At 65.4% G+C, this 20366-nt stretch carries 17 protein-coding genes; 8 read left to right on the plus strand and 9 right to left on the minus strand.

Translation table 11 applies throughout. The annotated features are described in order from the left end of the window. Positions 1–41: 41 nt before the first annotated feature. Positions 42–866: a hypothetical protein gene (locus tag BRAD285_RS15725; RefSeq protein WP_006613921.1), complete on the minus strand. Its 825-nt coding sequence runs from the start codon at positions 864–866 to the stop codon at positions 42–44. Between the two features lie 359 nt (positions 867–1225). On the opposite strand from BRAD285_RS15725, the gene BRAD285_RS36315 reads away from it, so the two are divergent. From BRAD285_RS36315 to BRAD285_RS15750, 5 genes are all read left to right on the plus strand, one after another. Continuing rightward, positions 1226–1420, plus strand: a complete 195-nt coding sequence (locus BRAD285_RS36315) for a hypothetical protein (protein WP_244563591.1) — start codon at positions 1226–1228, stop codon at positions 1418–1420. Between the two features lie 217 nt (positions 1421–1637). Next, positions 1638–2924, plus strand: coding sequence for an ABC transporter substrate-binding protein (locus BRAD285_RS15735; RefSeq protein WP_006613922.1), 1287 nt, complete (start codon positions 1638–1640; stop codon positions 2922–2924). Between the two features lie 72 nt (positions 2925–2996). Further along, a complete protein-coding gene (locus BRAD285_RS15740; RefSeq protein WP_006613923.1) occupies positions 2997–3872 on the plus strand; it encodes a branched-chain amino acid ABC transporter permease in 876 nt (291 codons plus the stop codon). A gap of 2 nt (positions 3873–3874) precedes the next feature. Beyond that, positions 3875–4804, plus strand: a complete 930-nt coding sequence (locus BRAD285_RS15745; protein ID WP_006613924.1) for a branched-chain amino acid ABC transporter permease — start codon at positions 3875–3877, stop codon at positions 4802–4804. Next, entirely contained in the window at positions 4801–6270 is a 1470-nt protein-coding gene (locus BRAD285_RS15750) for an ATP-binding cassette domain-containing protein (RefSeq protein ID WP_006613925.1), read from the plus strand. The genes BRAD285_RS15745 and BRAD285_RS15750 overlap by 4 nt, the downstream gene beginning before the upstream one ends. A gap of 51 nt (positions 6271–6321) precedes the next feature. On the opposite strand, the gene BRAD285_RS15755 is transcribed toward BRAD285_RS15750, so the two are convergent. Beyond that, positions 6322–7155, minus strand: a complete 834-nt coding sequence (locus tag BRAD285_RS15755) for a hypothetical protein (protein ID WP_006613926.1) — start codon at positions 7153–7155, stop codon at positions 6322–6324. Between the two features lie 461 nt (positions 7156–7616). Here BRAD285_RS15755 and BRAD285_RS15760 point away from each other — a divergent pair, with 461 nt between their 5' ends. The 3 genes from BRAD285_RS15760 to BRAD285_RS15770 are packed head-to-tail and all read left to right on the plus strand — an operon-like array spanning position 7617 to position 12229. After that, the gene (locus BRAD285_RS15760) at positions 7617–8636 is read left to right on the plus strand and encodes a TRAP transporter substrate-binding protein (protein WP_006613927.1); all 1020 of its coding nucleotides are present in this window, start codon (positions 7617–7619) and stop codon (positions 8634–8636) included. 34 nt (positions 8637–8670) lie between these two features. After that, on the plus strand, positions 8671–10557 hold the full coding sequence (locus tag BRAD285_RS15765) for a TRAP transporter large permease subunit (RefSeq protein WP_006613928.1): 1887 nt from the start codon (positions 8671–8673) through the stop codon (positions 10555–10557). A 28-nt stretch (positions 10558–10585) separates the two neighbouring features. Then, a complete protein-coding gene (locus BRAD285_RS15770; RefSeq protein WP_006613929.1) occupies positions 10586–12229 on the plus strand; it encodes an acyl-CoA synthetase in 1644 nt (547 codons plus the stop codon). Positions 12230–12756: 527 nt separating this feature from the next. Here the strand turns inward: BRAD285_RS15770 and BRAD285_RS15775 are convergent. The 7 genes from BRAD285_RS15775 to BRAD285_RS15805 all read right to left on the minus strand — a co-directional run bounded on the left by BRAD285_RS15775 (position 12757) and on the right by BRAD285_RS15805 (position 20361). Continuing rightward, positions 12757–13383 (minus strand): antibiotic biosynthesis monooxygenase, encoded by a 627-nt coding sequence (locus BRAD285_RS15775; protein WP_006613930.1) that lies wholly within the window; start codon positions 13381–13383, stop codon positions 12757–12759. A 170-nt stretch (positions 13384–13553) separates the two neighbouring features. Next, positions 13554–14354 carry an MBL fold metallo-hydrolase gene (locus BRAD285_RS15780; protein ID WP_006613931.1) on the minus strand — a complete coding sequence of 267 codons (801 nt, stop codon included), beginning with the start codon at positions 14352–14354 and terminating at the stop codon, positions 13554–13556. After that, entirely contained in the window at positions 14351–15142 is a 792-nt protein-coding gene (locus BRAD285_RS15785) for a TatD family hydrolase (protein WP_006613932.1), read from the minus strand. The genes BRAD285_RS15780 and BRAD285_RS15785 overlap by 4 nt, the downstream gene beginning before the upstream one ends. Further along, positions 15142–17319, minus strand: coding sequence for a methionine--tRNA ligase (gene metG / locus BRAD285_RS15790; protein ID WP_006613933.1), 2178 nt, complete (start codon positions 17317–17319; stop codon positions 15142–15144). The genes BRAD285_RS15785 and metG overlap by 1 nt, the downstream gene beginning before the upstream one ends. Before the next feature lie 69 nt (positions 17320–17388). After that, positions 17389–18429: a DNA polymerase III subunit delta' gene (locus BRAD285_RS15795; RefSeq protein WP_006613934.1), complete on the minus strand. Its 1041-nt coding sequence runs from the start codon at positions 18427–18429 to the stop codon at positions 17389–17391. Then, positions 18426–19106: a dTMP kinase gene (gene tmk / locus BRAD285_RS15800; RefSeq protein ID WP_006613935.1), complete on the minus strand. Its 681-nt coding sequence runs from the start codon at positions 19104–19106 to the stop codon at positions 18426–18428. The genes BRAD285_RS15795 and tmk overlap by 4 nt, the downstream gene beginning before the upstream one ends. Positions 19107–19110: 4 nt before the next feature. Further along, positions 19111–20361: a D-alanyl-D-alanine carboxypeptidase family protein gene (locus BRAD285_RS15805; protein WP_050886937.1), complete on the minus strand. Its 1251-nt coding sequence runs from the start codon at positions 20359–20361 to the stop codon at positions 19111–19113. Positions 20362–20366 lie beyond the last annotated feature (5 nt).

Genomic DNA, 20366 nt, shown 5'->3' on the forward strand with positions numbered 1-20366 from the left:
ATCGCGTCGGCAGCGGCGATGTCCGCTGCCGATCGCCCCGATCAGCGCGGCAGCGGCGACTGGATGCCCGAAGTGTTGCGGGTCAGGAACGTTCCGATCGTCGATCCCTGCTGCTGGGGCTGCGGCCGGGCCAGTCCGGTCGTGGTCCGCTGCTGCGGCGTCACGATGATCTGCTGCGGCGAGCCCGCCGGCACGGCCGCGCCGCGCGCCTGCGCGGCCTGGGTCGACATCCGCGACACCAGCCGCATCAGCTGGTCCTGACCAGCCTGCAGCTGTTCGATCGCACGGGTATGATCGCGGCTGGCCTGATCCTGCGTGCTCTTGATCTGCTCGATGCCCTGCTGCAGCTCGGCGATATCGCGCGCCATGCGTTGCATCAGATTGCCAGGGCTGCCGCTGGTAGCGTCCTCGCTGCCGCGCAACGAGGCATTCGACATCATGCCGTCTTCGTTGCCCTGCTGCTGCTGTCCCGACGCCTCCTCCTGTGAGGTCTCGCTGGAGCCGGGCATCCAGCGGTCCATCAGTGACGATCCGGCGTCGCGCTGCGACCACGCCACGGAGCCGCCGACCAGCAGCACCAGCAATGCGAGACCGACCGCGTTGCGCCCGCGCAGCTTGCTCAGCGGCGCCTTCACGCGCGCCCAACGGCTGCGCTCCACCCCTGCCGCGTCGCTCGTGCTCGCAGCGGCGGCGGCATCGGCTGCGACGCCGGGCTTCTCGATCGCCGCCAGCCGCGTGTCGATCCGGGTCAGTACCTCACGCAGGACCCGGCGGTACAGCTGATCGTAACTGGTCTTCTCCGGCTTTTCCGGAGCGAGCCCGATTTCGCCCGGATCGATCTGTTGCACGTTCTGTGTGGACTGCATTGGTGATCCCCAAACCCTGTACGCCCGCCGCCGACGCTGTTTTGTCTTTGAATTTTCAAACGTGACTCGACCCGCCGCTTTGGCCGAAAGCAAGACAGCGTCGTGACGAGGAGGGGGCCATTTCGGACAATCTTCCCTTGGCCGCAGGGCTTGCGGATCAAGCGGGGAGGGAGAAGGGCCGAGTCCTTGCATGGTTGCAAGCGATCACGGTAGCATTCGACCTATCTTCTCGGGCTGAAGGCTTGGGGCTGGTGAGAGCCTGGGGTGCTATCGAGCGCGCCGCGCTTGGAGCAATATGTGTGATCTCATCTGTTCTCGTGCAGGCGCGCCGGCCGATGAGAGGGCGCAAGGCGGAGTTGATGGCGGTCTGGCTGGCTGCGAGCCAGACCCGCTTGAAGCTTCCCGCCAACTACCTCTTCGTGCCGAAGAACGAGGGCCTCCGGGTGCTTCGGGCTGGCGGCAACGTCGTGAACGTATCTCGCGCTCGCGGCACTTCTCGTGTCATGACCTACGACGTGCGTGAGATGCTCAGCCACGTACGACCAACTGGCTGAGAGCTGTTTCTGCTGCGCTGGCATTGAGCTCTTCTGATATCGTCCGCTGAACGGAAATTAGTTCCGCTCCCTTCGAGGAAATACGCTGCAACGCGGCAGATTGACTGCGTAGCAGCGCTGCTGCGCTGCGGGACTTTCACCAGTCATGAGCTGAGCGCGCCATCACAATGCGCTGAACGCAGAGCAGGAGTTAGCGTGTGCTCTTGCTCGCTGGCATGTGGGAGACCAAAGTCCAGCTGCCCGTCAGAGGCATAAGGAATCGGGAGGTCTCATGTTGTCGCTCAAGTCATTCTTGCTTGCGAGCTGCGCCACTGCGCTCATGTCTTCGGCCGCGTGGGCCGCTGATCCGATCAAGATCGGCGTCATCGCGGAAGCTCAAGCGGTTGCCGGCTCGTCGATTGCCCCCGCCGCGCAGCTGGCCGCGGAGGAGATCAATGCGAAGGGTGGCGTCGACGGGCGCAAGATCGAGATCGTCGTCTACGACAACCATTCATCCTCGGCCGAGTCGGTGCGTGCCTTCCAGCGCGCCGTCAGCGAGGACAAGGTCAACGCGGTCATCGCCAGCTACATCTCTGAGGTCGTGCTGGCGCTGGAGCCATGGGCAGGGCGCCTCAAGACGCTGATGATCACGCCCGGCGCGGCGTCCGATGTCATCACCCAGAACATCGCCAAGAATTACGACCAGCTCAAATACACCTTCCACGGCTATCTGACCTCGACCTCGCTCGCCGGCCTGGTCTGCGACGCGGCCAAGGACCTGTTGGTCGAGCCCTATAAGATGAAGACCGCTGTCATCATGAGCGAGGACGCGGCGTGGACGACGCCGCTCGATGCCGGGTACGAAAAGTGCTTGCCCGAGATCGGCGTCAAGGTTGTCGACCACATCCGGATGTCGCCCGACACCACCGACTTCACTCCGATCTTCAACAAGATCGAGGCGCTCAAGCCGGACGTGATGATCACCGGCATCTCCCATGTCGGCACCCAGCCGACGGTGCAGTGGAAGAGCCAGCAGGTGCCGATCCCGATGTTCGGCATCTCCTCGCAGGCCACCAATTCGACGTTCTGGAAAGACACCAACGGCGCGGTCGAGGGCGTGATGTTCAACGCCGTTTCGGGCCCGGGCGTGGCGGTGACGCCGAAGACGCTGCCCTTCGTCGATGCCTATCAGAAGAAGTTCGGCAACATCCCGTCCTATGCCGGCTACACCTCCTATGATGACGTCTACATGATCGCAGATGCCATCCATCGCGCCGGCGGCACCGATCCCGACAAGATGGTCGAGGCGATGGAAGCGACCGACTATGTCGGCACGATCGGCCGCGTGTCGTTCAAGCCGAAGGGGGATCCGAACCCGCATGCGCTTCGCACCGGCAAGGGCTACATCACCGGGCTGATGCTGCAATGGCAGAACGGCAAGCAGGTCAATGTCTGGCCCAAGGAGCTCGCCGCTGGCACCGTCACGTGGCCGTCCTTCATCAAGCTCAAGGCGGCCAGCAACTGAGACATCACGGGGCCGCCCCGCAAGGGCGGCCCATTTTCTTGGTGCCTCGGTTGACGCTTGGATCCATTCTCAATGCTTTTCTGGCAGATCTTGATTGATGGCTTCGCCATCAGCGCTCTCTATGCGCTTGGCGCGACCGGCTTCACGCTGATTTTCGGCGTCTCCGGCGTGCTCAACCTCTCCCACGGCGCCATCATGGTCGGTGCCGCCGTTGCAGCCTGGGCCGCCGCCGGCGAGCTGGGCGTGGGCCCCTATACGGGCGCGCTCATCGGCGTCCTCGCCGGCATGATCCTGGCCTTCGCCACCTACTTCATCGCCGTCCGGCCGATTCAGCGCTCCAAGGCGATCGCGGAATCGGAAAAGGAGATCTTCATCCTGACCGCGACGCTGCTCTGGGGCATCATCATCCAGGAAGCGATCGCGTATCTCTTCACCAATAACGCCAAGACGGTGTTGCCGATCGTCGAGGGCGTCGTCACGGTGTTCGGCGTGCGGACGCCGCGCAACGAATATTTCACGGCCGTGATCTGCTGGGTCGCGATCGGGTTGCTGTGGCTGCTGGTCAATCGCACGCGGCGCGGCAAGTCGGTTATGGCGGCGTCGATGAACCCGCGTGGCGTCACTTTGCTGGGCATCGAGCTGTCGTCGATCTATCTCACGGTATGGGCGATCTACGGCCTGCTAGCAGGCGTCGCAGGCATACTGCTTGGCATGTTCCTAGGGGTCAGCTCCTACAGCGTCGGACCGCTGACGGCGAGCGCGTTCTCCATCGTCGTCCTCGGCGGCCTCGGCAGTGTCTCCGGCTCGCTGATCGCGGCCTATGTCGTCGGCTATCTCGAGACCGGAACCGCCTATTTGATTTCACCGGCCTACCGAACGATCCCCGCGCTCTTGCTGCTGGTGGTCGTCATGTATCTTCGCCCGCAAGGGCTGTTCGGACGGAGGTGAGCATGCCCGCATTCGTCTCCTCCCGGCTGTTCTGGATCGGCGCGCTCACCGTGATCGTCGCTTTGGTGCTGCCGACCTACGTCTCCGGCTACGTCCTCGGGCTGTTGACGGTCGCGTACTATACGGCCGTGTTCGCAATGTCCTGGGACCTGCTGTTCGGCTTTGCCGGCGAGGTCAATTTCGGCCCGACCTTCCTGATCGGCGTCGGCGCCTATACGGCCGGCATTCTCGACGCGCATTACTCGCCGGGACTGTCGATCTGGATCTGCATCGCAGCGGGCGCGCTGGCTGCGGTCGTCGGCGGCGTGATCCTGGCATTGCCGGCGCTGCGCGTCAGCGGGCCGTATTTCGGCCTGACGACGTTGGTCGCCGTGCTGATGCTGCAGAACTTCATCGTGGTCGCGGCCGGGCTGACGGGCGGCGAGATCGGACTCGCCGTGCCCGACGTGATCTCGATCGATGCCAAGACCAACTACTGGATCGCGCTCGGCTTCATGATGGTGTCGGGCGCGATCCTGTTCGGGCTGTCGCGCAGCGCGATCGGCCTGATCCTGCAGGCGAGCGGCCAGGACAAGATCCAGGCCGGCGCGCTCGGCTTCAACGTCACCAAGCACAAGCTGGCGGCGTTCGTCGTCAGCGCGTTCTTCTCCGGGCTCGCCGGCGCACTGATGGTGTTCTACATGGGCACGGCCTCGGTCTCGACCTTCGTCGATGTCGGCGTCGGCGTGCAGATCATCATCGCGGCGGTGCTCGGCGGAAGGCGCACCGTCATTGGCGCCGCGATCGGCGCGATCTTCCTGATCGGCATGGGCGAGCTGCTGCGGCCGCTCGGCGAGCTCGCCACGCTGATCGTCTCGGTGATCGCGCTGGTGGTGATCCTGTTCTTCCCCGACGGCTTCCTCGGCATCATCAGGGGAGGGGCCAAAGCATGAGCGGCGCTCCGATGCTGGAGGTCAACGGCCTCACCAAGCGTTTCGGCGGCCTTGTCGCCGTCAAGAATCTGAGCTTCTCGATCAGTCCCGGCGAGATCCTCGGCCTGATCGGACCGAACGGCTCGGGCAAGTCGACCGCGATGAAGAGCGTGATGGGCGTGGAGCGGCCAACCGCGGGCTCGGTGAAGCTCGACGGCGTCGAGCTGGCCGGCCAGCCGTCGCATCGCATCGCGCGCATGGGCGTCGGCCTCGTGTTTCAGCATTCGCGGCCCTTGGCGCGCCAGACCGTGCTGGAGAACATCAAGGTCGCGCTGCTGCCGGACAAGCTGACCCGGCTGTTCGCCGACAAGGATGTCGACGCGCGTGCACGCGCCATCGCCGAGCGCGTCGGTCTCGGCGGCGTCATCGACCGGCGACCTCCGACGCTGGCCTTCGCCGATCTGCGCCGGCTGGAGCTTGCCAAGGCGGTCGCGCGCAGCCCGAAGCTGGTGCTGGTCGATGAACCTTTTGCCGGACTAACAGCATCGGAAGTCGCGGACTTTTCCAACCTCATCCGCGAATTCCGTGATGACGGCCGCGCGGTGCTACTGGTCGATCACAACGTCAAGAGCGTGTCGGCGCTGGTCGACCGCGTGCTGGCGATGTATCTCGGCGAGAAGATCGCCGAGGGCAGGGCGACCGAGGTGATGCAGGACAAGACCGTGCGCCGGGTCTATCTCGGTGGCGCGCTGGTCTCGACCGCGCGGCCCGAGGCCAGCTTCAAGGACGTCACGCCGGCGCTGCAGGTCGACAAGGTCGGCGTGCTCTATGGCAAGGCGCAGGCGCTGCAGGACGTCTCGTTGCACGTCCACGAAGGCGAGTTCGTCTCGGTCGTCGGCCTCAACGGCGCCGGCAAGACGACGCTGTTCAACGCGATCTCGGGCCTCGTGCCGTATTCCGGCGCGGTCAAATGGGCAGGGCGCAATCTCGCCGGCGGCACGGCGGCGCAGATCGCGCGTGACGGCATCGTGCAGTGCCCGGAGACGCGCGAATTGTTCGGCGACATGACGGTGCGCGAGAACCTCGAGCTCGGCGGCAACGCGTTGTCCGACGCCGAGCGTGGCGAGCGTTTGGAATGGCTGTTCGGCCTGTTTCCGATTCTCAAATCGAGGCAGCCGCAGCTGGCGCGGACGCTGTCCGGCGGCGAGCAGCAGATGCTGGCGATCGCGCGCGCGTTGATGATGAAGCCGAAGCTCTTGATCCTCGACGAGCCCACGCTCGGACTCGCGCCGGTCATCCTGGAGACGCTGTCCAAGGCGCTCGATCGTCTGCGTGAGACTACGAAGATCACGGTGCTGCTCGGCGAGCAGAACGTCACCTTCGCGCTCCCGCACGCCGACCGCGTCTACGTGCTCGATCACGCCAAGATCGTCTGGGAAGGGCCGCCGGACCGCTTCGAGGCCGAGGCTGCGGCGAACTATCTGTGAGAGCAGGGGCAGGGAGCAGGGGGCGCCCTGCCCGAACCATGAGATCAGACGCTAGGGGAAGCGAGGCGGGCGCGCCTGCCCTTGCGGCGACCGCGGGATGATGCGCACGGCCGTGACGCCGGGAGGCGCATCTGTCTTTGTTGCGCGGACGGCGCGCGCAAGCTGCTCCTGGCTGGCCTGCAATTGCTCGATCGCCTTGGCCTGGTCGCGGCTGGCCTGCTGCTGGCTGGCCTTGAGATCCTGCAGACCGGCCTGTAGCTCGGCGACGTCGTGCGCGATCTTCTCCACGAGCGGGGCGAGTTCGCGATTCTCGGCGGGTGGCATGTCGCGCTCCGGCGATGCTTCCGCCATCGCCGAGGACGGGTCGCTCGTGCGAGCCGGTGACGGCTCAGGTGACATGGTGGTGTCCGGGAGCGATGCTGCAGAAGAGGACGGTGCAGCAGGGGTGTTCGGCGCGGCCTCGGGCGAGCTCGCACCGCTCATCGCCGTCTCCGACGGACCACCAGGATTGAGTTTTGGGATGCCGTCGCGGCGAATGGACTGGATCGCGGCCTCGATGCGATCGGTGACCGAGGTGATCGTCTCCGTATGATCGCGCGCCAAGGTCGCCACGGCACCGACCAGGCCGGCCGAGGCGGCCAGCGTGACGGCAGCGCGCATCAAGGGACGGCGCTTGGCTGTCGGCGCTGCGGCGCTCGTATCGCCATCCTCGGTCGCTTCAGCGGCCTCTGACGCCGCCTGAGCCTCGATGGAGGCGATCCGATCATCGATGCGGGCCCGCACCTCGGCCAGGACCCGCTGATAGATCTCCTCGCAAATCTCGGTCTCGGGCGACAGCGCGACATCGCCCGGATCAACTTCCTTCAGCGTCGTTTGAACTGGCATGTCCTCGGGTCCCATTCGCGATACGCCCCGTGCCCATCCTCGACACGGCATTGAGCCCTGGGCTTTGACCAAACGAAGACGGGGCGGTGGCGAGTGAGGGGCGATTTCGCACAGCGGAGAAATCGCGCGGGACCGCACACCGGTCCGGCGAACCTCGCGCAGCCAATTCGCATAAGGTATATTATGGAATATTTATATGCTGAGGGATATCATGGGCTTGGCGCCAAAAGCTCGAATCGGCCATGAGCATCCGCGCCTTCTAGGACGCGCCTGTGGGTTTGACCACAGCGTCCACGAGGGCTCTCAAATCCGTTTCACAAGCTCTGCTGCGAACGGCGATATTGCTGCTGCGCCTCATCGCTGCAATAAGCGCAGATGACGCTGCTGACGTCGCCGGATTCGAACCGTGCCGTCATCCGCCGAGCATGAACAAGAAGAAGCATCTCCAGGGAGAAACGAGAATGAGCCTGTCACGACGCGCGCTGTTGAAGGCCACTGCGGCCTCGGCCGTCCTGGGTGGGATCGCGGCCCCGCATGTCGCGCGCGCGCAGAGCGCCGAATTCACCTACAAATACGCCAACAACCTGCCCGACACCCATCCGCTGAACGTCCGCGCCAAGGAAATGGCGGCGGCGATCAAGGCTGAGACCAACGGCAAGTTCGACCTGCAGATCTTCCCGAACAACCAGCTCGGTTCCGACACCGACATGCTGAGCCAGATCCGCTCCGGCGGCGTCGAGTTCTTCACGCTGTCGGGCCTGATCCTGGCGACCTTGGTGCCGGCCGCCTCGATCAACGGCATCGGCTTCGCGTTCCCGGATTACGACACGGTCTGGAAGGCCATGGACGGCGATCTCGGCGCCTACGTGCGCGGCCAGATCAACAAGGCCGGCCTGATGGTCATGGACAAGATCTGGGACAACGGCTTCCGCCAGACGACGTCGTCGACCAAGCCGATCAGCGGCCCGGACGATCTCAAGGGCTTCAAGATCCGCGTGCCGGTGTCGCCGTTGTGGACCTCGATGTTCAAGGCGTTCGACGCGGCGCCCGCCTCGATCAATTTCAGCGAGGTCTATTCGGCGCTGCAGACCAAGGTCGTCGAGGGTCAGGAGAACCCGCTGGCGATCATCTCGACCGCCAAGCTGTACGAGGTGCAGAAATACTGCTCGCTCACCAATCACATGTGGGACGGCTTCTGGTTCCTGGCCAACCGCCGTGCCTGGGAAGCCGTGCCGGCCGACATGCGCGCGATCGTCGCGAAGCACATCAACGCGGCCGCTGTGAAGGAGCGCGAGGACGTCGCCAAGCTCAATGCGGGCCTGCAGCAGGATCTCGCCGGCAAGGGTCTGACCTTCAATCAGCCCAACGTCGCGCCGTTCCGCGACAAGCTGCGCACCGCCGGCTTCTACGCCGAGTGGAAGGGCAAGTATGGTGACGAAGCCTGGGGGCTGTTGGAAAAGGCCGTCGGCAAGCTGTCGTAAGTGCAGGGGCGTCGTAAGCGCGTTCGGGTGACGTATGGCGCATGCCGAGTTCACGGAAATTGCGATCGGCGAGGTGGTCATCGAGACCCCTCGCCGCTGGTCCTGGCTTGACCGCCTGGAGGCCCTGCTCGGCCTTCTGGTCGAGATCCCGGCTGCGCTGCTTGTCGTGGCCGAGATCGTCATCCTGTTCGCCGGCGTGGTCGCGCGCTACGGCCTGCACCGGCCGCTGATCTGGTCGGACGAACTGGCGTCGATCCTGTTCCTGTGGCTCGCGATGCTCGGCGCCGCGGTGGCGTTTCGCCGCGGCGAGCACATGCGCATGACCGCCATGGTGGCGCGCGCAAGCCCGGGCTTGCGCGGCTATCTCGATCTGGTGGCGACCTCCGCCGCGCTGGCGTTCCTGGTGATGATCGCCTGGCCGTCCTGGGAATACGCCTACGAGGAAAGCTACATCACCACGCCGGCGCTGCAGATCTCCAATATCTGCCGCGCCGCCGCGCTACCGGTCGGCATCGGGCTGATGGCGCTGTTCGCGCTGATCCGCCTCGCGCGCACGGCCAACGTCCGGACCATGCTGCTGGCCGTGATATCCATTGCAGCGATCATCGCGCTGTTCTGGCTGGCGCAGCCGGTGCTGAAGCCGCTCGGCAACATCAACCTGGTGATCTTCTTCGTCGGCGTGGTCGGCTTCTGCGTCTTCGCGGGCGTGCCGATTGCGTTCGCGTTCGGGCTCGCGATCTTCGGCTATCTGGCGCTGACGACGCGCACGCCGCTGATGGTGCTGGTCGGCCGGATGGACGAGGGCATGAGCCACCTCATCCTGCTCTCGGTGCCGCTGTTCGTCTTCCTCGGCCTGCTGATCGAGATGACCGGCATGGCGCGGGCCATGGTCGCGTTTCTGGCGAGCCTGCTCGGCCATGTCCGCGGCGGGCTGCACTACGTGCTGGTCGGCGCGATGTATCTCGTGTCCGGCATCTCCGGCGCCAAGGCGGCCGACATGGCCGCGGTCGCGCCTGTGCTGTTTCCTGAGATGAAGGCGCGCGGCGCCAAGCCCGGCGATCTCGTCGCCCTGCTCGCGGCCACCGGCGCCCAGACCGAAACCATTCCGCCGAGCCTGGTGCTGATCACGATCGGCTCGGTCACCGGCGTCTCGATCGCGGCGCTGTTCACCGGCGGCCTGCTGCCAGGCGTGGTGCTCGCTATCACGCTGTGCGCGCTGGTATGGTGGCGCTACCGCAACGAGGACATGAGCGGCGTCCGCCGCGCCACCGGTGCCGAGATCGGCAAGGCGTTCATTGTGTCGGTCCCTGCCCTGGCCCTGCCCTTCGTGATCCGCGCCGCCGTCGTCGAGGGCATTGCGACGGCGACGGAAGTCTCGACCATCGGCATCGTCTATGGCGTGCTCGCCGGCCTGTTGGTCTATCGCCGCTTCGACTGGCGCCGCCTGATGCCGATGCTGATCGAGACGGCGGCTTTGTCCGGCGCGATTCTGCTGATCATCGGCACGGCCACCGGCATGGCCTGGGGCCTGACCCAGTCCGGCTTCTCGCGCTCGCTCGCGGCCGCCATGACCGGCCTTCCGGGCGGGCCTGCGACCTTCATCGCGGTCTCGATCGTGGCCTTCACGATCCTCGGCAGCGTGCTCGAGGGCATTCCGGCGATCGTGCTGTTCGGCCCGCTGCTGTTTCCAATCGCGCGCGCCGTCGGCGTGCACGAAGTGCATTATGCCATGGTCGTGATCCTGGCGATGGGCATTGGCCTGTTCGCGCCGCCGTTCGGGGTCGGATATTACGCCGCCTGCGCGATCGGCCGGGTCGATCCCGCCGAAGGTATCCGGCCGATCTGGGGCTACCTGCTGGCGCTTCTCATCGGCCTGATCATCGTTGCGATTTTTCCGTGGATTTCGATCGGGTTCCTGTAAACTCCAGGGGTGACAAGGGAGGGCAGCCATGAGCACCAACCAATACCAGCTCGGCCTCGACAAGAACCCCGCCAACTACGTGCCGCTGACGCCGCTCAGCTTCCTCGCGCGCAGCGCGGCCGTCTATCCTGACCATGTCAGCACGGTCTATGAGGGCCGCAGCTTCACCTGGCGCCAGACCTATGAGCGCTGCCGGCGCTTCGCGTCCTATCTCGCCGGCCGCGGCATCGGCGTCGGCGATACGGTCGCAGCGATGCTGCCGAACATCCCGGCGATGAACGAGGCGCATTTCGCCGTGCCGATGACCGGCGCCGTGCTCAACACGCTCAACATCCGCCTCGATGCGCCGTCGATCGCGTTCCAGCTCGATCATGGCCAGGCCAGGATCATCCTGGTCGATCCGGAATTCTCCGGCGTCATCAGCGAGGCGCTAAGGCTGATGAGTGGCCCCAAGCCGTTCGTGATCGACGTCGATGATGCGTCCTACACGGGCGGCAGCCGCATCGGCGAGATCGAATACGAGGCCGCCGTCGCCGCTGGCGACCCCGCTTTCGAGCCGCGTCGTCCCGCCGATGAGTGGGACGCGATCGCGATGAGCTACACGTCGGGCACGACCGGCAATCCCAAGGGCGTCGTGACGCATCATCGCGGCGCCTATCTCAACGCCGTCAGCAACATCCTCGCCGGCGGACTCGGCCAGCATCCGGTCTATCTCTGGACCCTGCCGATGTTCCACTGCAACGGCTGGTGCTTCCCCTGGACCATGGCGGCCGCGGCCGGCGTCAATGTCTGCCTGCGCAAGGTCGAGCCGACGAAGATCTTCGAGCTGATCAAGGCTCACGGCGTCACCCACATGTGCGGCGCGCCGATCGTCTACAACGTGCTGATCAATGCGCCTGACGCGCCCAAGGGCAGGCGCGAGAAACCGGTCGTCGGCCTGATCGCCGGCGCCGCGCCGCCGGTCGCGGTGCTTGAGGGCGCCGAGAGCATCGGCATCAAGCTGACCCATGTCTACGGGCTGACCGAGGTCTACGGCCCCGCCTCCGTCTGCGCCGAGCAGCCCGGCTGGGACGATTTGCCCGCGCCGGAGCGCGCGCGGCTGAAGCGCCGCCAGGGCGTGCCGTATCCGCTGCAGGAAGCCGTCACTGTGCTCAATCCGGAGACCATGCAGGAGGTGCCGCGCGACGGCGAGACCATCGGCGAGGTCATGTTCCGCGGCAACATCGTCATGAAGGGCTACCTGAAGAACGAAAAGGCGACGCAGGACGCCTTTGCCGGCGGCTGGTTTCACACTGGCGATCTCGGCGTGCTCGATGAGCACGGCTACGTCATCATCAAGGACCGTTCCAAGGACATCATCATCTCCGGCGGCGAGAACATCTCCTCCGTCGAAGTCGAGGACATCCTCTACAAGCACCCCGCCGTGCTGTTCGCCGCCGTCGTCGCCAAGCCCGATCCGAAATGGGGCGAGGTCCCCTGCGCCTTCGTCGAGCTGAAGGACGGCGCCCAGGCGACGGAAGCCGAGATCATCGCCTATTGCCGCAGCCACATGTCCGGCTTCAAGACGCCGAAGGTGGTGGTGTTCGGCCCGATCCCGAAGACGTCGACGGGGAAGATCCAGAAGTTCCTGCTGCGGAACGAGGTCAATTCGGCGAAGGCGATCTCGGCCTGAGCTATAATAGCGTTCACGGAGGCGAGTGAATGTCGGCTTTGTTGCCGGATTGCGTTAACAGACCAGCAGTTTCTCCTCCGCGCGCAAATATCGATTTGATGGATCAACTATGTCGGATTCAAAAGAAGCTGCGGCTGAGCCACAACCAAAGTCTGCCTTAACTCTCAAAGACGTCGACGCTCATCTTAAGTTAACGCTGGCGATCTCGGCGCTCTCGCTCTTCGTTACGGCGCTTAACGTGGCAGCTACGTGGTTCCCCAAAGAACGAGAGCTTGGAATTAAAGAAGCCGAGATTGCGCTGTCCGTATTGCGGTCTCCAATAGGAGATGGGCTTGATCCTCTGAGACCGAGGGCAATAGAGATCGTTGAAAAAACTTGGAATATGCAATTCTCAGCCGACGTTCGATTCGCTCTTCTGAGTAGAGGATTGCCGGGCTCCATTCCTTCAAGCGTAACGGTTAAGAGTAAGCTCATCAATAAGCAGGTCGACCCGCTATTTCTTGGAAGCCCGAAATAATAGCGATTGTCTATCTTCTGACTTTCTCCGGATAGTATTGCGGCGCCTCGCGGCGGTCGTACATGCCGTAGTCTCTGGCGACTTCGACAACGCGGATGTTGTCGACTCCTGGTTCGGAGAGCAGCTGAACGCTCAGCGTCAGGCCGGCGGCCTCGTCCGGCAGCTCGACCAGATGCGCGAAACGGCCTTCGCGATAGACGCTGCAAAAGCTCTCAACGGTGCGACCCGTTACGGCGTTCAGCTTCGGCTCTGCCGTCTCCAACACCAGCACATAGGTCGGCGCACGCCGCTTCGGGTCATTGTACGTCCCACGCCGCTCCGGCTGCCAGGCCGCCTGCCCCGGCCTCACCTCATGGATCAGCTCCGCGACGCGCAGGCGATAGTCGGAAAACACCTTGTCGCGGCCGAGGGTCTGGATGTCGTGGTGATGGGCGTGCACGCGCCAGGCGGTCATGGCGCCCTCGTCCTGCCAGATCTGATAGGACAGGATCAAATTGTCGCGCGACAGGCTCTTGAAGCGGTCGAGGAACAGGCAGCCGCCGAGCGCATCGAGCTCGGGCCGCAGGGAGGCTGCGAGCTGGAGGTACCGGTCGAGATGGCCGGGCTTGACCTCGACCTCGAAGAACAGCGACAGCATGGCAAGCTGCTCCTTGTGAGTTCAGTGCAAATTTCTGCGTAGGGTGGGCAAAGCGGCGCCGTCAGGCGACGCGTGCCCACCGTCGGACGGCGTACTCATCGGCAAGATGGTGGGCACGGCGCCATGGCGATCTCGTGCGCGGAAAGCGCATGCCCGCGCCTTTGCCCACCCTACGCAGTCAGTTCCAGCCGCATCCCATCATAGGCCGGCACGACGCCGGCCGGCAGGCTCTGGCGCAGCACCTCGTAGTCGAGGTCGGCGGTCATGTTGGTGATGACGGCGCGCTTCGGCTTGAAACGCTCGATCCAGGCGAGCGCGTCGTTGACCGAGAAATGGCTCGGATGCGAGGCGGGACGCAGGCCGTCGACGATCCAGAGGTCGAGATCTTCCAGCGCGCCCCAGCTCTCCTCGGGAATGTCGTTGAGATCCGGTGTGTAGGCGGCGTTGCCGATGCGGTAGCCGAGCGCGGGGATGTTGCCGTGCTGGACCAGGAAGGCCGTCAGCTTCATTTCACCGCCCTTCCCTTCCACCGCCTGGGTCTCGCCGGCCTCGATCGAGTGCTGCGTCAGGATCGGCGGATAGTCGCTGCCCGGTGGCGAAATGAAGCAATACGAGAACCGGTGCATGATGTCCTTGGCGGTGGACTGGTTCAGGTAGACCGGGATGCGCCGCCGCTGATGCAGCACCACGGAGCGCAGATCATCGATGCCATGGGTCTGATCGGCATGCTCATGCGTCAGGAACACCGCGTCGATGTGGTCGACCTGGGTGTCGATCAGCTGCTCGCGCAGGTCAGGCGAGGTGTCGATGACGACCCGGGTCACGCCATGCGCGCCCCGGCGCTCGGCCAGCAGCGAGCAGCGGCGGCGGCGGTTCTTGGGGTTGTTCGGATCGCAGGCGCCCCACCCCAGCGCCGGGCGCGGCACGCCGGCCGACGAGCCGCAGCCGAGGATGGTGAGCGTCAGGGTCATGCCAGCACCTCGGGTCGCGGCACCTTGGAGAACAGCTTGAAGAACGTCTCGGTGGTCTGGCGCGAGAACTCCTCGAGCGACACGCCGCGGGTTTCCGCCAGCACCTTGGCGGTCTCGACCACATAGGCCGGCTCGTTGCGCTTGCCGCGGAATTTGCCGGGCGCGAGATACGGCGCGTCGGTCTCGACCATGATGCGGTCCGCTGGCACCTCGGCGGCGAGCGCGCGCAAGCTCTCCGACTTCTTGAACGTCACGATGCCCGTGAACGAGATGTGCAGTCCGAGATCGATCGCCTTCATCGCCAGCTCGCGTCCGCCGGTGTAGCAATGCAGCACGGCCTTGAAAGGTCCGCGCGCCATCTCCTCCTCGAGGATGCGGCTGCACTGCTCATCGGCCTCGCGGGTGTGGATCACCAGCGGCAGGCCGGTTGCGCGGGCCGCCGCGATATGCGCGCGGAACCCGCGCTCCTGCGCGTCCTTGGAGCCGTGGTTGTAGAAATTGTCGAGCCCGGCTTCGCCGAGCGCGACCACCTTCGGATGCCTGGTCAGCGCGATCAGCTCCTCGGCCGTGATGCCGTCCTCCTCATCCGCATTGTGAGGATGGGTACCGACCGAACAGAACACGTTGTCGAACCGCTCGGCGATCGCGAGCAACTCGGGCAGCCGGCGCACCCGCGTCGAGATCGTCACCAGGCGGCCGACGCCAGCGGCGGCGGCACGTGTGACGATGCCATCCAGATCCTCGGCAAAATCCGGAAAATCCAGATGGCAATGGCTGTCGACCAGCATCACGCCGCCGTCGGTTCGATGTAGCGCGGGAACACCGCCTGCGGCGCCGGCAGCTGCGTGCCCGCCGCAATGCGCACCTCGCCGCCGAGCTGTGCGAAGGTCCGCTCACCTTCGGGGATCCCCAGGCTGTCGAGCAGCTTCGCCGAAGCCGCAGGCATCACCGGCTGGGTCAGGATCGCGACCTGCCGGATCACCTCGGCGGTGACATAGAGCACGGTGTGCTGGCGCTTCGGATCGGTCTTGGCCAACGCCCACGGCGCCTCGCCCGCGAAATAGCGGTTGGCCTCGGCCACGACCGACCACACGGCGTTGAGCCACTGGTGGATCTGCTGCGTCGCCATGGCTTTCCGCGCGGCGCCGATCATAGCGTCGGCCTCGGCGAGGATCGCCTTGTCGTTGGCCGAGAACTCGCCAGGCTCCGGCAGCACGCCGCCGAGTTGCTTCGCTATCATGGACAGTGAGCGCTGCGCGAGATTGCCGAGGTCGTTGGCGAGGTCGGCGTTGATGCGCGCGACGATCGCCTCGTGATTGTAGTTGCCGTCCTGGCCGAACGGCACCTCGCGCAGGAAGAAATAGCGCAGCTGGTCGACGCCGTACTGGTCGGCGAGGTTGAACGGGTCGACGACGTTGCCGACCGACTTCGACATCTTCTCGCCCCTGTTGAACAGGAAGCCGTGCGCATAGACCCGCTTCGGCACGGGCACGCCCGCCGACATCAGGAACGCCGGCCAGTACACCGCGTGGAAGCGGATGATGTCCTTGCCGATGACGTGCACGTCGGCGGGCCAGTATTTCCAGTTCTTGTCGCTCTCGTCGGGGAAGCCGACGCCGGTGATGTAGTTGGTCAGCGCGTCGACCCAGACATACATCACGTGCTCGTCGTCATGGGGCACGCGGACGCCCCAGTCGAACGTGGTGCGCGAGATCGAGAGATCCTTCAGGCCGCCCCTGACGAAGCTCGTGATCTCGTTGCGCCGCGCATCCGGCCCGATAAAATCGGGCTGGTTCTCGTACAGCGCGAGCAGCCTGTCCTGATAGGCGGACAGGCGGAAGAAGTAGCTCTTCTCCTTGACCCATTCGACCGGCGTGCCCTGCGGCCCGCGGCGGACATTGTCCTCGCCGACTTTGGTCTCCTCCTCGGCGTAATACGCCTCGTCGCGCACCGAGTACCAACCCGAATAGGTATCGGCGTAGATGTCGCCGTTCTCGAGCATGCGCGTCCAGATCGCCTGCACCGATTTGTGGTGAGCGGGCTCTGTGGTGCGGATGAAGCGGTCGAACGAGACGTTCAGCCGCTCGTCCATCTCGCGGAAGCGGCCTGCGTTGCGGGTCGCGAGCTCCGACGGCGTCAGGCCCTCGTTCTGCGCGGTCTGAACCATCTTCAGGCCGTGCTCGTCGGTGCCGGTCAGGAAGAACACGTCCTTGCCGTCGAGCCGCGCAAAACGCGCGATGGCATCGGTCGCAATCGCCTCATAGGCGTGGCCGATATGCGGGCTGCCGTTGGGATAGGCGATCGCGGTCGTGATGTAGAATGTGTTGCCGTCGGCTGGCGCAGCCGCCACAGGCTCGGCCGTTTCGTCGGTCTCCGTGACCTCGATCTCGACGATCTCAACCTCAGCCACCTCGACCTCGACGACATCGATCTCCGGATCCGCGACGGTCTCGACCTTCGGCTTGCGCGGCGCCTTGGGCTTTGCGGCGCGCGGCGGCTTGGGGCTTTCGACGGCCGCCGGTGCGGCTGGCTTCGGAGCCGGCGGCGCCTTCGTCGCAGCTGGCTTCTTCGAGGGCGCGGGCTTGGCGGCGGCGGCTTTGGCCGCGATCTTCTTGGCAGGCGCCGCAGGCTTGTTAGCACGTGCCACAGGCTTGGCTGCAGCCTTCTTGGCCGGCGCCTTCACAGCCTTCTTTGTCGTCGCATTGCTGGCAGCGACCTTCTTTGCAGCCTTCGGTGCCTTGCTCTTGGCCGGCGCGGAAGACGTCTTGCCTTTCGTATCCTTGGCTTTCGCGGCCTTGGCCTTCTTGTCCTTGTCCGCCGCCGCCTTCGCCTTGGCCTTGGCTTTGGTCGCGCCGGCCTTGGCCTTCGCGGGGGACTTCGCAGTCTTCTTGGCGGCAGCCTTGTTCGCGGCGCCCTTGGTCGCCGGCTTGCCCTTCTTCACGGTTGTCTTGCTGGCCTTGGCCACGGCAGATTCCTCTTTGACGCCGTCGGTGGACGGATTGATCCTGATGATCCCGGGATGATGGTCGGCGCGTTACCGCGTGGCTTCGGCGAGCATCCCGAACACCGAGAAAACCAGCGGTTTTCGCTCCAGATTATAGGATTCGGTGTCGCGCGCGGCGCGGACGATCTTTTCCCATACCTCCGCCAGCCGTGCAAGGCGCGGCAGTTCCGCGTTGGGATCTTGCGCCCGCAGCCGTTCCGCGACCCAGCGCTCGATACTGTCGAGGAAGCTCGCCAGCGCGACGCGGTCGCTGGTGCCGAGCGCATCGCCCAAGGCGTGCAGCTCGCCGGCGTCGATGCGCGGCAGGCCCGCCAGCAGCGCCGCGGTCCGGGTCTGCAGCTGCAACCCGTCGCCGCCCATCAGCATCAGGGTCCTGGAGACGCTGCCTTCGGAGGCCTTGGCCGCCTCCCGCAGCGCCGGATCGCCGCCGTCCATGCCGGTGGCCTCGGCGGCGGCGCTGATGACGTCCTCGGTCGACAGCGCCCGCAGCGCAAGCCGCCGGCAGCGCGACTTGATCGTGGCGAGCACCCGGGCCGGGGCGTGGCTGACCAGCAGGAACAGCGATTGCTGCGGCGGCTCCTCGAGGATCTTGAGCAGCGCATTCGCGGCGTTGGGATTGAGCTCGTCGACGGTGTCGACGATGCACACGCGCCAGCCCTCGACCGCGGCCGTCGAGCCGAAGAACGAGATCGTCTCACGCGTCTCGTCGACGGTGATGACCGTACGCAGCACGCCCTTGTCGTTGGCCGAGCGCTCCAGCGTCAGCAGCCCGCCATGCGCTTCCGAGGCAATCAGGCGGGCCACATGGTCGTCAGCATCGACGTGGAGCGACTCGGCTGCGCGGACTTCGGGCGCCAGGGGATCGCGATGCGTCAGGACGAACCGCGCCATACGATAAGCCAGCGTCGCCTTGCCGATGCCCTGCGGGCCGCCGATCAGCCAGGCATGCGCCATCCGCCCGCTGCGGTAGGCGGCCAGCAGCGCCGCCTCCGCCTCGCGGTGCCCGAACAGCGCCGTGGTCTCGCGCGGATGCCGGACCGCGATCTCCGGCTCGACCTTGCGCGCGCTCATGACGCCGCCGCCACGGCCGTGAACAGGCGCTCGCGCACGGCGTCCCAGACGATGTGCGACACGGCCTCGGCGCTCGCCGTCGCGTCGATCAGCACGCAGCGCCTAGGATCGCCGGCCGCGATCTTGTGAAACGCGTCGCGCAGACCTTTGTGGAACTTGATATCCTCGCCTTCGAAGCGGTCGGGCGTGCTGCTGCCGCGCCGCGCCGAGGCGCGCTGCAGGCCGACCTCGACGGGTACGTCGAGGATGAGCGTCAGGTCCGGCTTGAGATCGCCGATCGTGACCCGCTGCATCGCATTGAGCACGTCAGGCGCAACCTTGCCCTGGCTCCCCTGATACGCCCGGGTCGAATCGAAGAAGCGGTCGCACAGCACCCAGCTGCCCTGGTTGAGCGCCGGCAGAATCACGTTGCGCACATGGTCGTCGCGGGCGGCTGCGAACAGCAGCGTTTCCGCCTCCGCGCCGAGCAGCTTGCCCATGCCGGACAGCACCAGATGCCGCATGATCTCGGCGCCGGGCGAGCCGCCGGGCTCGCGGGTCAGCACGACGCGCACACCCTCTTTCTCCAGACGGTCCGCCAACATCTTGATCTGCGTGGATTTTCCGGCGCCCTCGCCGCCCTCGAAGGTGACGAATCGGCCGCGGCCAGGACCACGTTTCAAAGCTGCATCCGCCATGTCTCTAGAGCTTCTCGGCCCCGGCGCGGAACATTCCGATCACGAGCTCGCTCGCCCCATCGATCGCCCGCCGCATCGTGGACCCCCTGCCCACCGCCTCCGCAGCATAGACGGGGGCCTCCATGGCGATATTGGGGCCGCGCCAGACCCTGACAACCCCGACCTTCTGACCCGGCTCGATCGGCGCCTTCACCGGGCCGCTGTAGATGATGCGCGCGAGCAGCTTCTCGCCGCCGTTCTTCTGCACCATCACCTTGACCGGCACCGGGCTCGACAGCTTCACCGATCGGCTCTCGCCGCCGAACACTTTTGCGTAGCCGAGCGTCTGGTCGGCCGCGAACAGGGTGCGGGTCTCGAAATTGCGGAACCCCCATTCCAGCATCTTCTTGGCCTCGGTGGCGCGATCCTCGGGATCCTCAAGGCCGTTGACCACGACGATCAGCCTTGTGCCGTTCTGCACGGCCGAGCCGACCATGCCGTAGCCGCCTTCCTTGGTGTATCCGGTCTTCAGACCGTCGGCGCCTTCCATCGCGTTCAGCAGCGGATTGCGGTTCTGCTGGCGGATCTTGTTCCAGGTGAATTCCTTCTCGCCGAAGATCTTATAGAACTCCGGGAAGTCCAGGATGATGTGCCGCGCGAGCATTGACAGCTCGCGCACCGTCATCTTGTTGCCGGGATCCGGCAGACCATTGGAATTGGCAAAGGTGGATTTGGCCAGGCCGAGCTCGCGGGCCCGCTTGGTCATGTAGTCGGCGGCAAAGATCTTCTCGTTGCCGGCCATGCCCTCAGCGAGCGCGATGCAGGCGTCGTTGCCGCTCTGGATGATCGCGCCATGCAGGAGGTCGCTGACCGAGACCTTGCTGTTGAGTGCCGCGAACATCGTCGAGGTGCCCGACGGCGCGCCGCCCCTGCGCCAGGCGTTCTCGCTGATCCGGTATTCGTCGTTGAGCTTGACCGTGCCGTCCTTGACGGCGTTGAAGACCACCTCGGCGGTCATCAGCTTCATCATGCTGGAGGGCGCGCGCAGCTCGTCGGCGTTCTTCTCGAACAGCACGCTGCCGCTGTTCGCCTCGACCAGGATCGCGGTCGGCGCATCGCCGTCAAAGCCGCCATCGTCCTTCTTCGCACCCTGGACGCTCTGGTTGGCGGCGTAGAGCATCCCGCTCCAGCCGACCGCCAGCGCGGCCGCCAGGACGATGAGGGCACGCGTCGTCCGCCCGGAGGTGGTGCCGGCGCGGCGGAACGGCAAAAACATGAGAT

Source organism: Bradyrhizobium sp. ORS 285, from assembly GCF_900176205.1.
GTDB lineage: Bacteria > Pseudomonadota > Alphaproteobacteria > Rhizobiales > Xanthobacteraceae > Bradyrhizobium.

What these genes read in the sequence shown, in the direction of transcription:
- BRAD285_RS15775 (WP_006613930.1), bottom strand. Translation starts at nt 13,383, where the DNA reads ATGCTGTCGCTGTTCTTCGAGGTCGAGGTCAAGCCCGGCCATCTCGAC.
- BRAD285_RS15725 (WP_006613921.1), bottom strand. Translation starts at nt 866, where the DNA reads ATGCAGTCCACACAGAACGTGCAACAGATCGATCCGGGCGAAATCGGG.
- BRAD285_RS15755 (WP_006613926.1), bottom strand. Translation starts at nt 7,155, where the DNA reads ATGCCAGTTCAAACGACGCTGAAGGAAGTTGATCCGGGCGATGTCGCG.
- BRAD285_RS15785 (WP_006613932.1), bottom strand. Translation starts at nt 15,142, where the DNA reads ATGCTGGTCGACAGCCATTGCCATCTGGATTTTCCGGATTTTGCCGAG.
- tmk (WP_006613935.1), bottom strand. Translation starts at nt 19,106, where the DNA reads ATGGCGGATGCAGCTTTGAAACGTGGTCCTGGCCGCGGCCGATTCGTC.
- BRAD285_RS15750 (WP_006613925.1), top strand. Translation starts at nt 4,801, where the DNA reads ATGAGCGGCGCTCCGATGCTGGAGGTCAACGGCCTCACCAAGCGTTTC.
- BRAD285_RS15780 (WP_006613931.1), bottom strand. Translation starts at nt 14,354, where the DNA reads ATGACCCTGACGCTCACCATCCTCGGCTGCGGCTCGTCGGCCGGCGTG.
- BRAD285_RS15760 (WP_006613927.1), top strand. Translation starts at nt 7,617, where the DNA reads ATGAGCCTGTCACGACGCGCGCTGTTGAAGGCCACTGCGGCCTCGGCC.
- BRAD285_RS15740 (WP_006613923.1), top strand. Translation starts at nt 2,997, where the DNA reads ATGCTTTTCTGGCAGATCTTGATTGATGGCTTCGCCATCAGCGCTCTC.
- BRAD285_RS15765 (WP_006613928.1), top strand. Translation starts at nt 8,671, where the DNA reads ATGGCGCATGCCGAGTTCACGGAAATTGCGATCGGCGAGGTGGTCATC.
- BRAD285_RS15770 (WP_006613929.1), top strand. Translation starts at nt 10,586, where the DNA reads ATGAGCACCAACCAATACCAGCTCGGCCTCGACAAGAACCCCGCCAAC.
- BRAD285_RS15805 (WP_050886937.1), bottom strand. Translation starts at nt 20,361, where the DNA reads ATGTTTTTGCCGTTCCGCCGCGCCGGCACCACCTCCGGGCGGACGACG.
- BRAD285_RS36315 (WP_244563591.1), top strand. Translation starts at nt 1,226, where the DNA reads ATGGCGGTCTGGCTGGCTGCGAGCCAGACCCGCTTGAAGCTTCCCGCC.
- BRAD285_RS15795 (WP_006613934.1), bottom strand. Translation starts at nt 18,429, where the DNA reads ATGAGCGCGCGCAAGGTCGAGCCGGAGATCGCGGTCCGGCATCCGCGC.
- BRAD285_RS15745 (WP_006613924.1), top strand. Translation starts at nt 3,875, where the DNA reads ATGCCCGCATTCGTCTCCTCCCGGCTGTTCTGGATCGGCGCGCTCACC.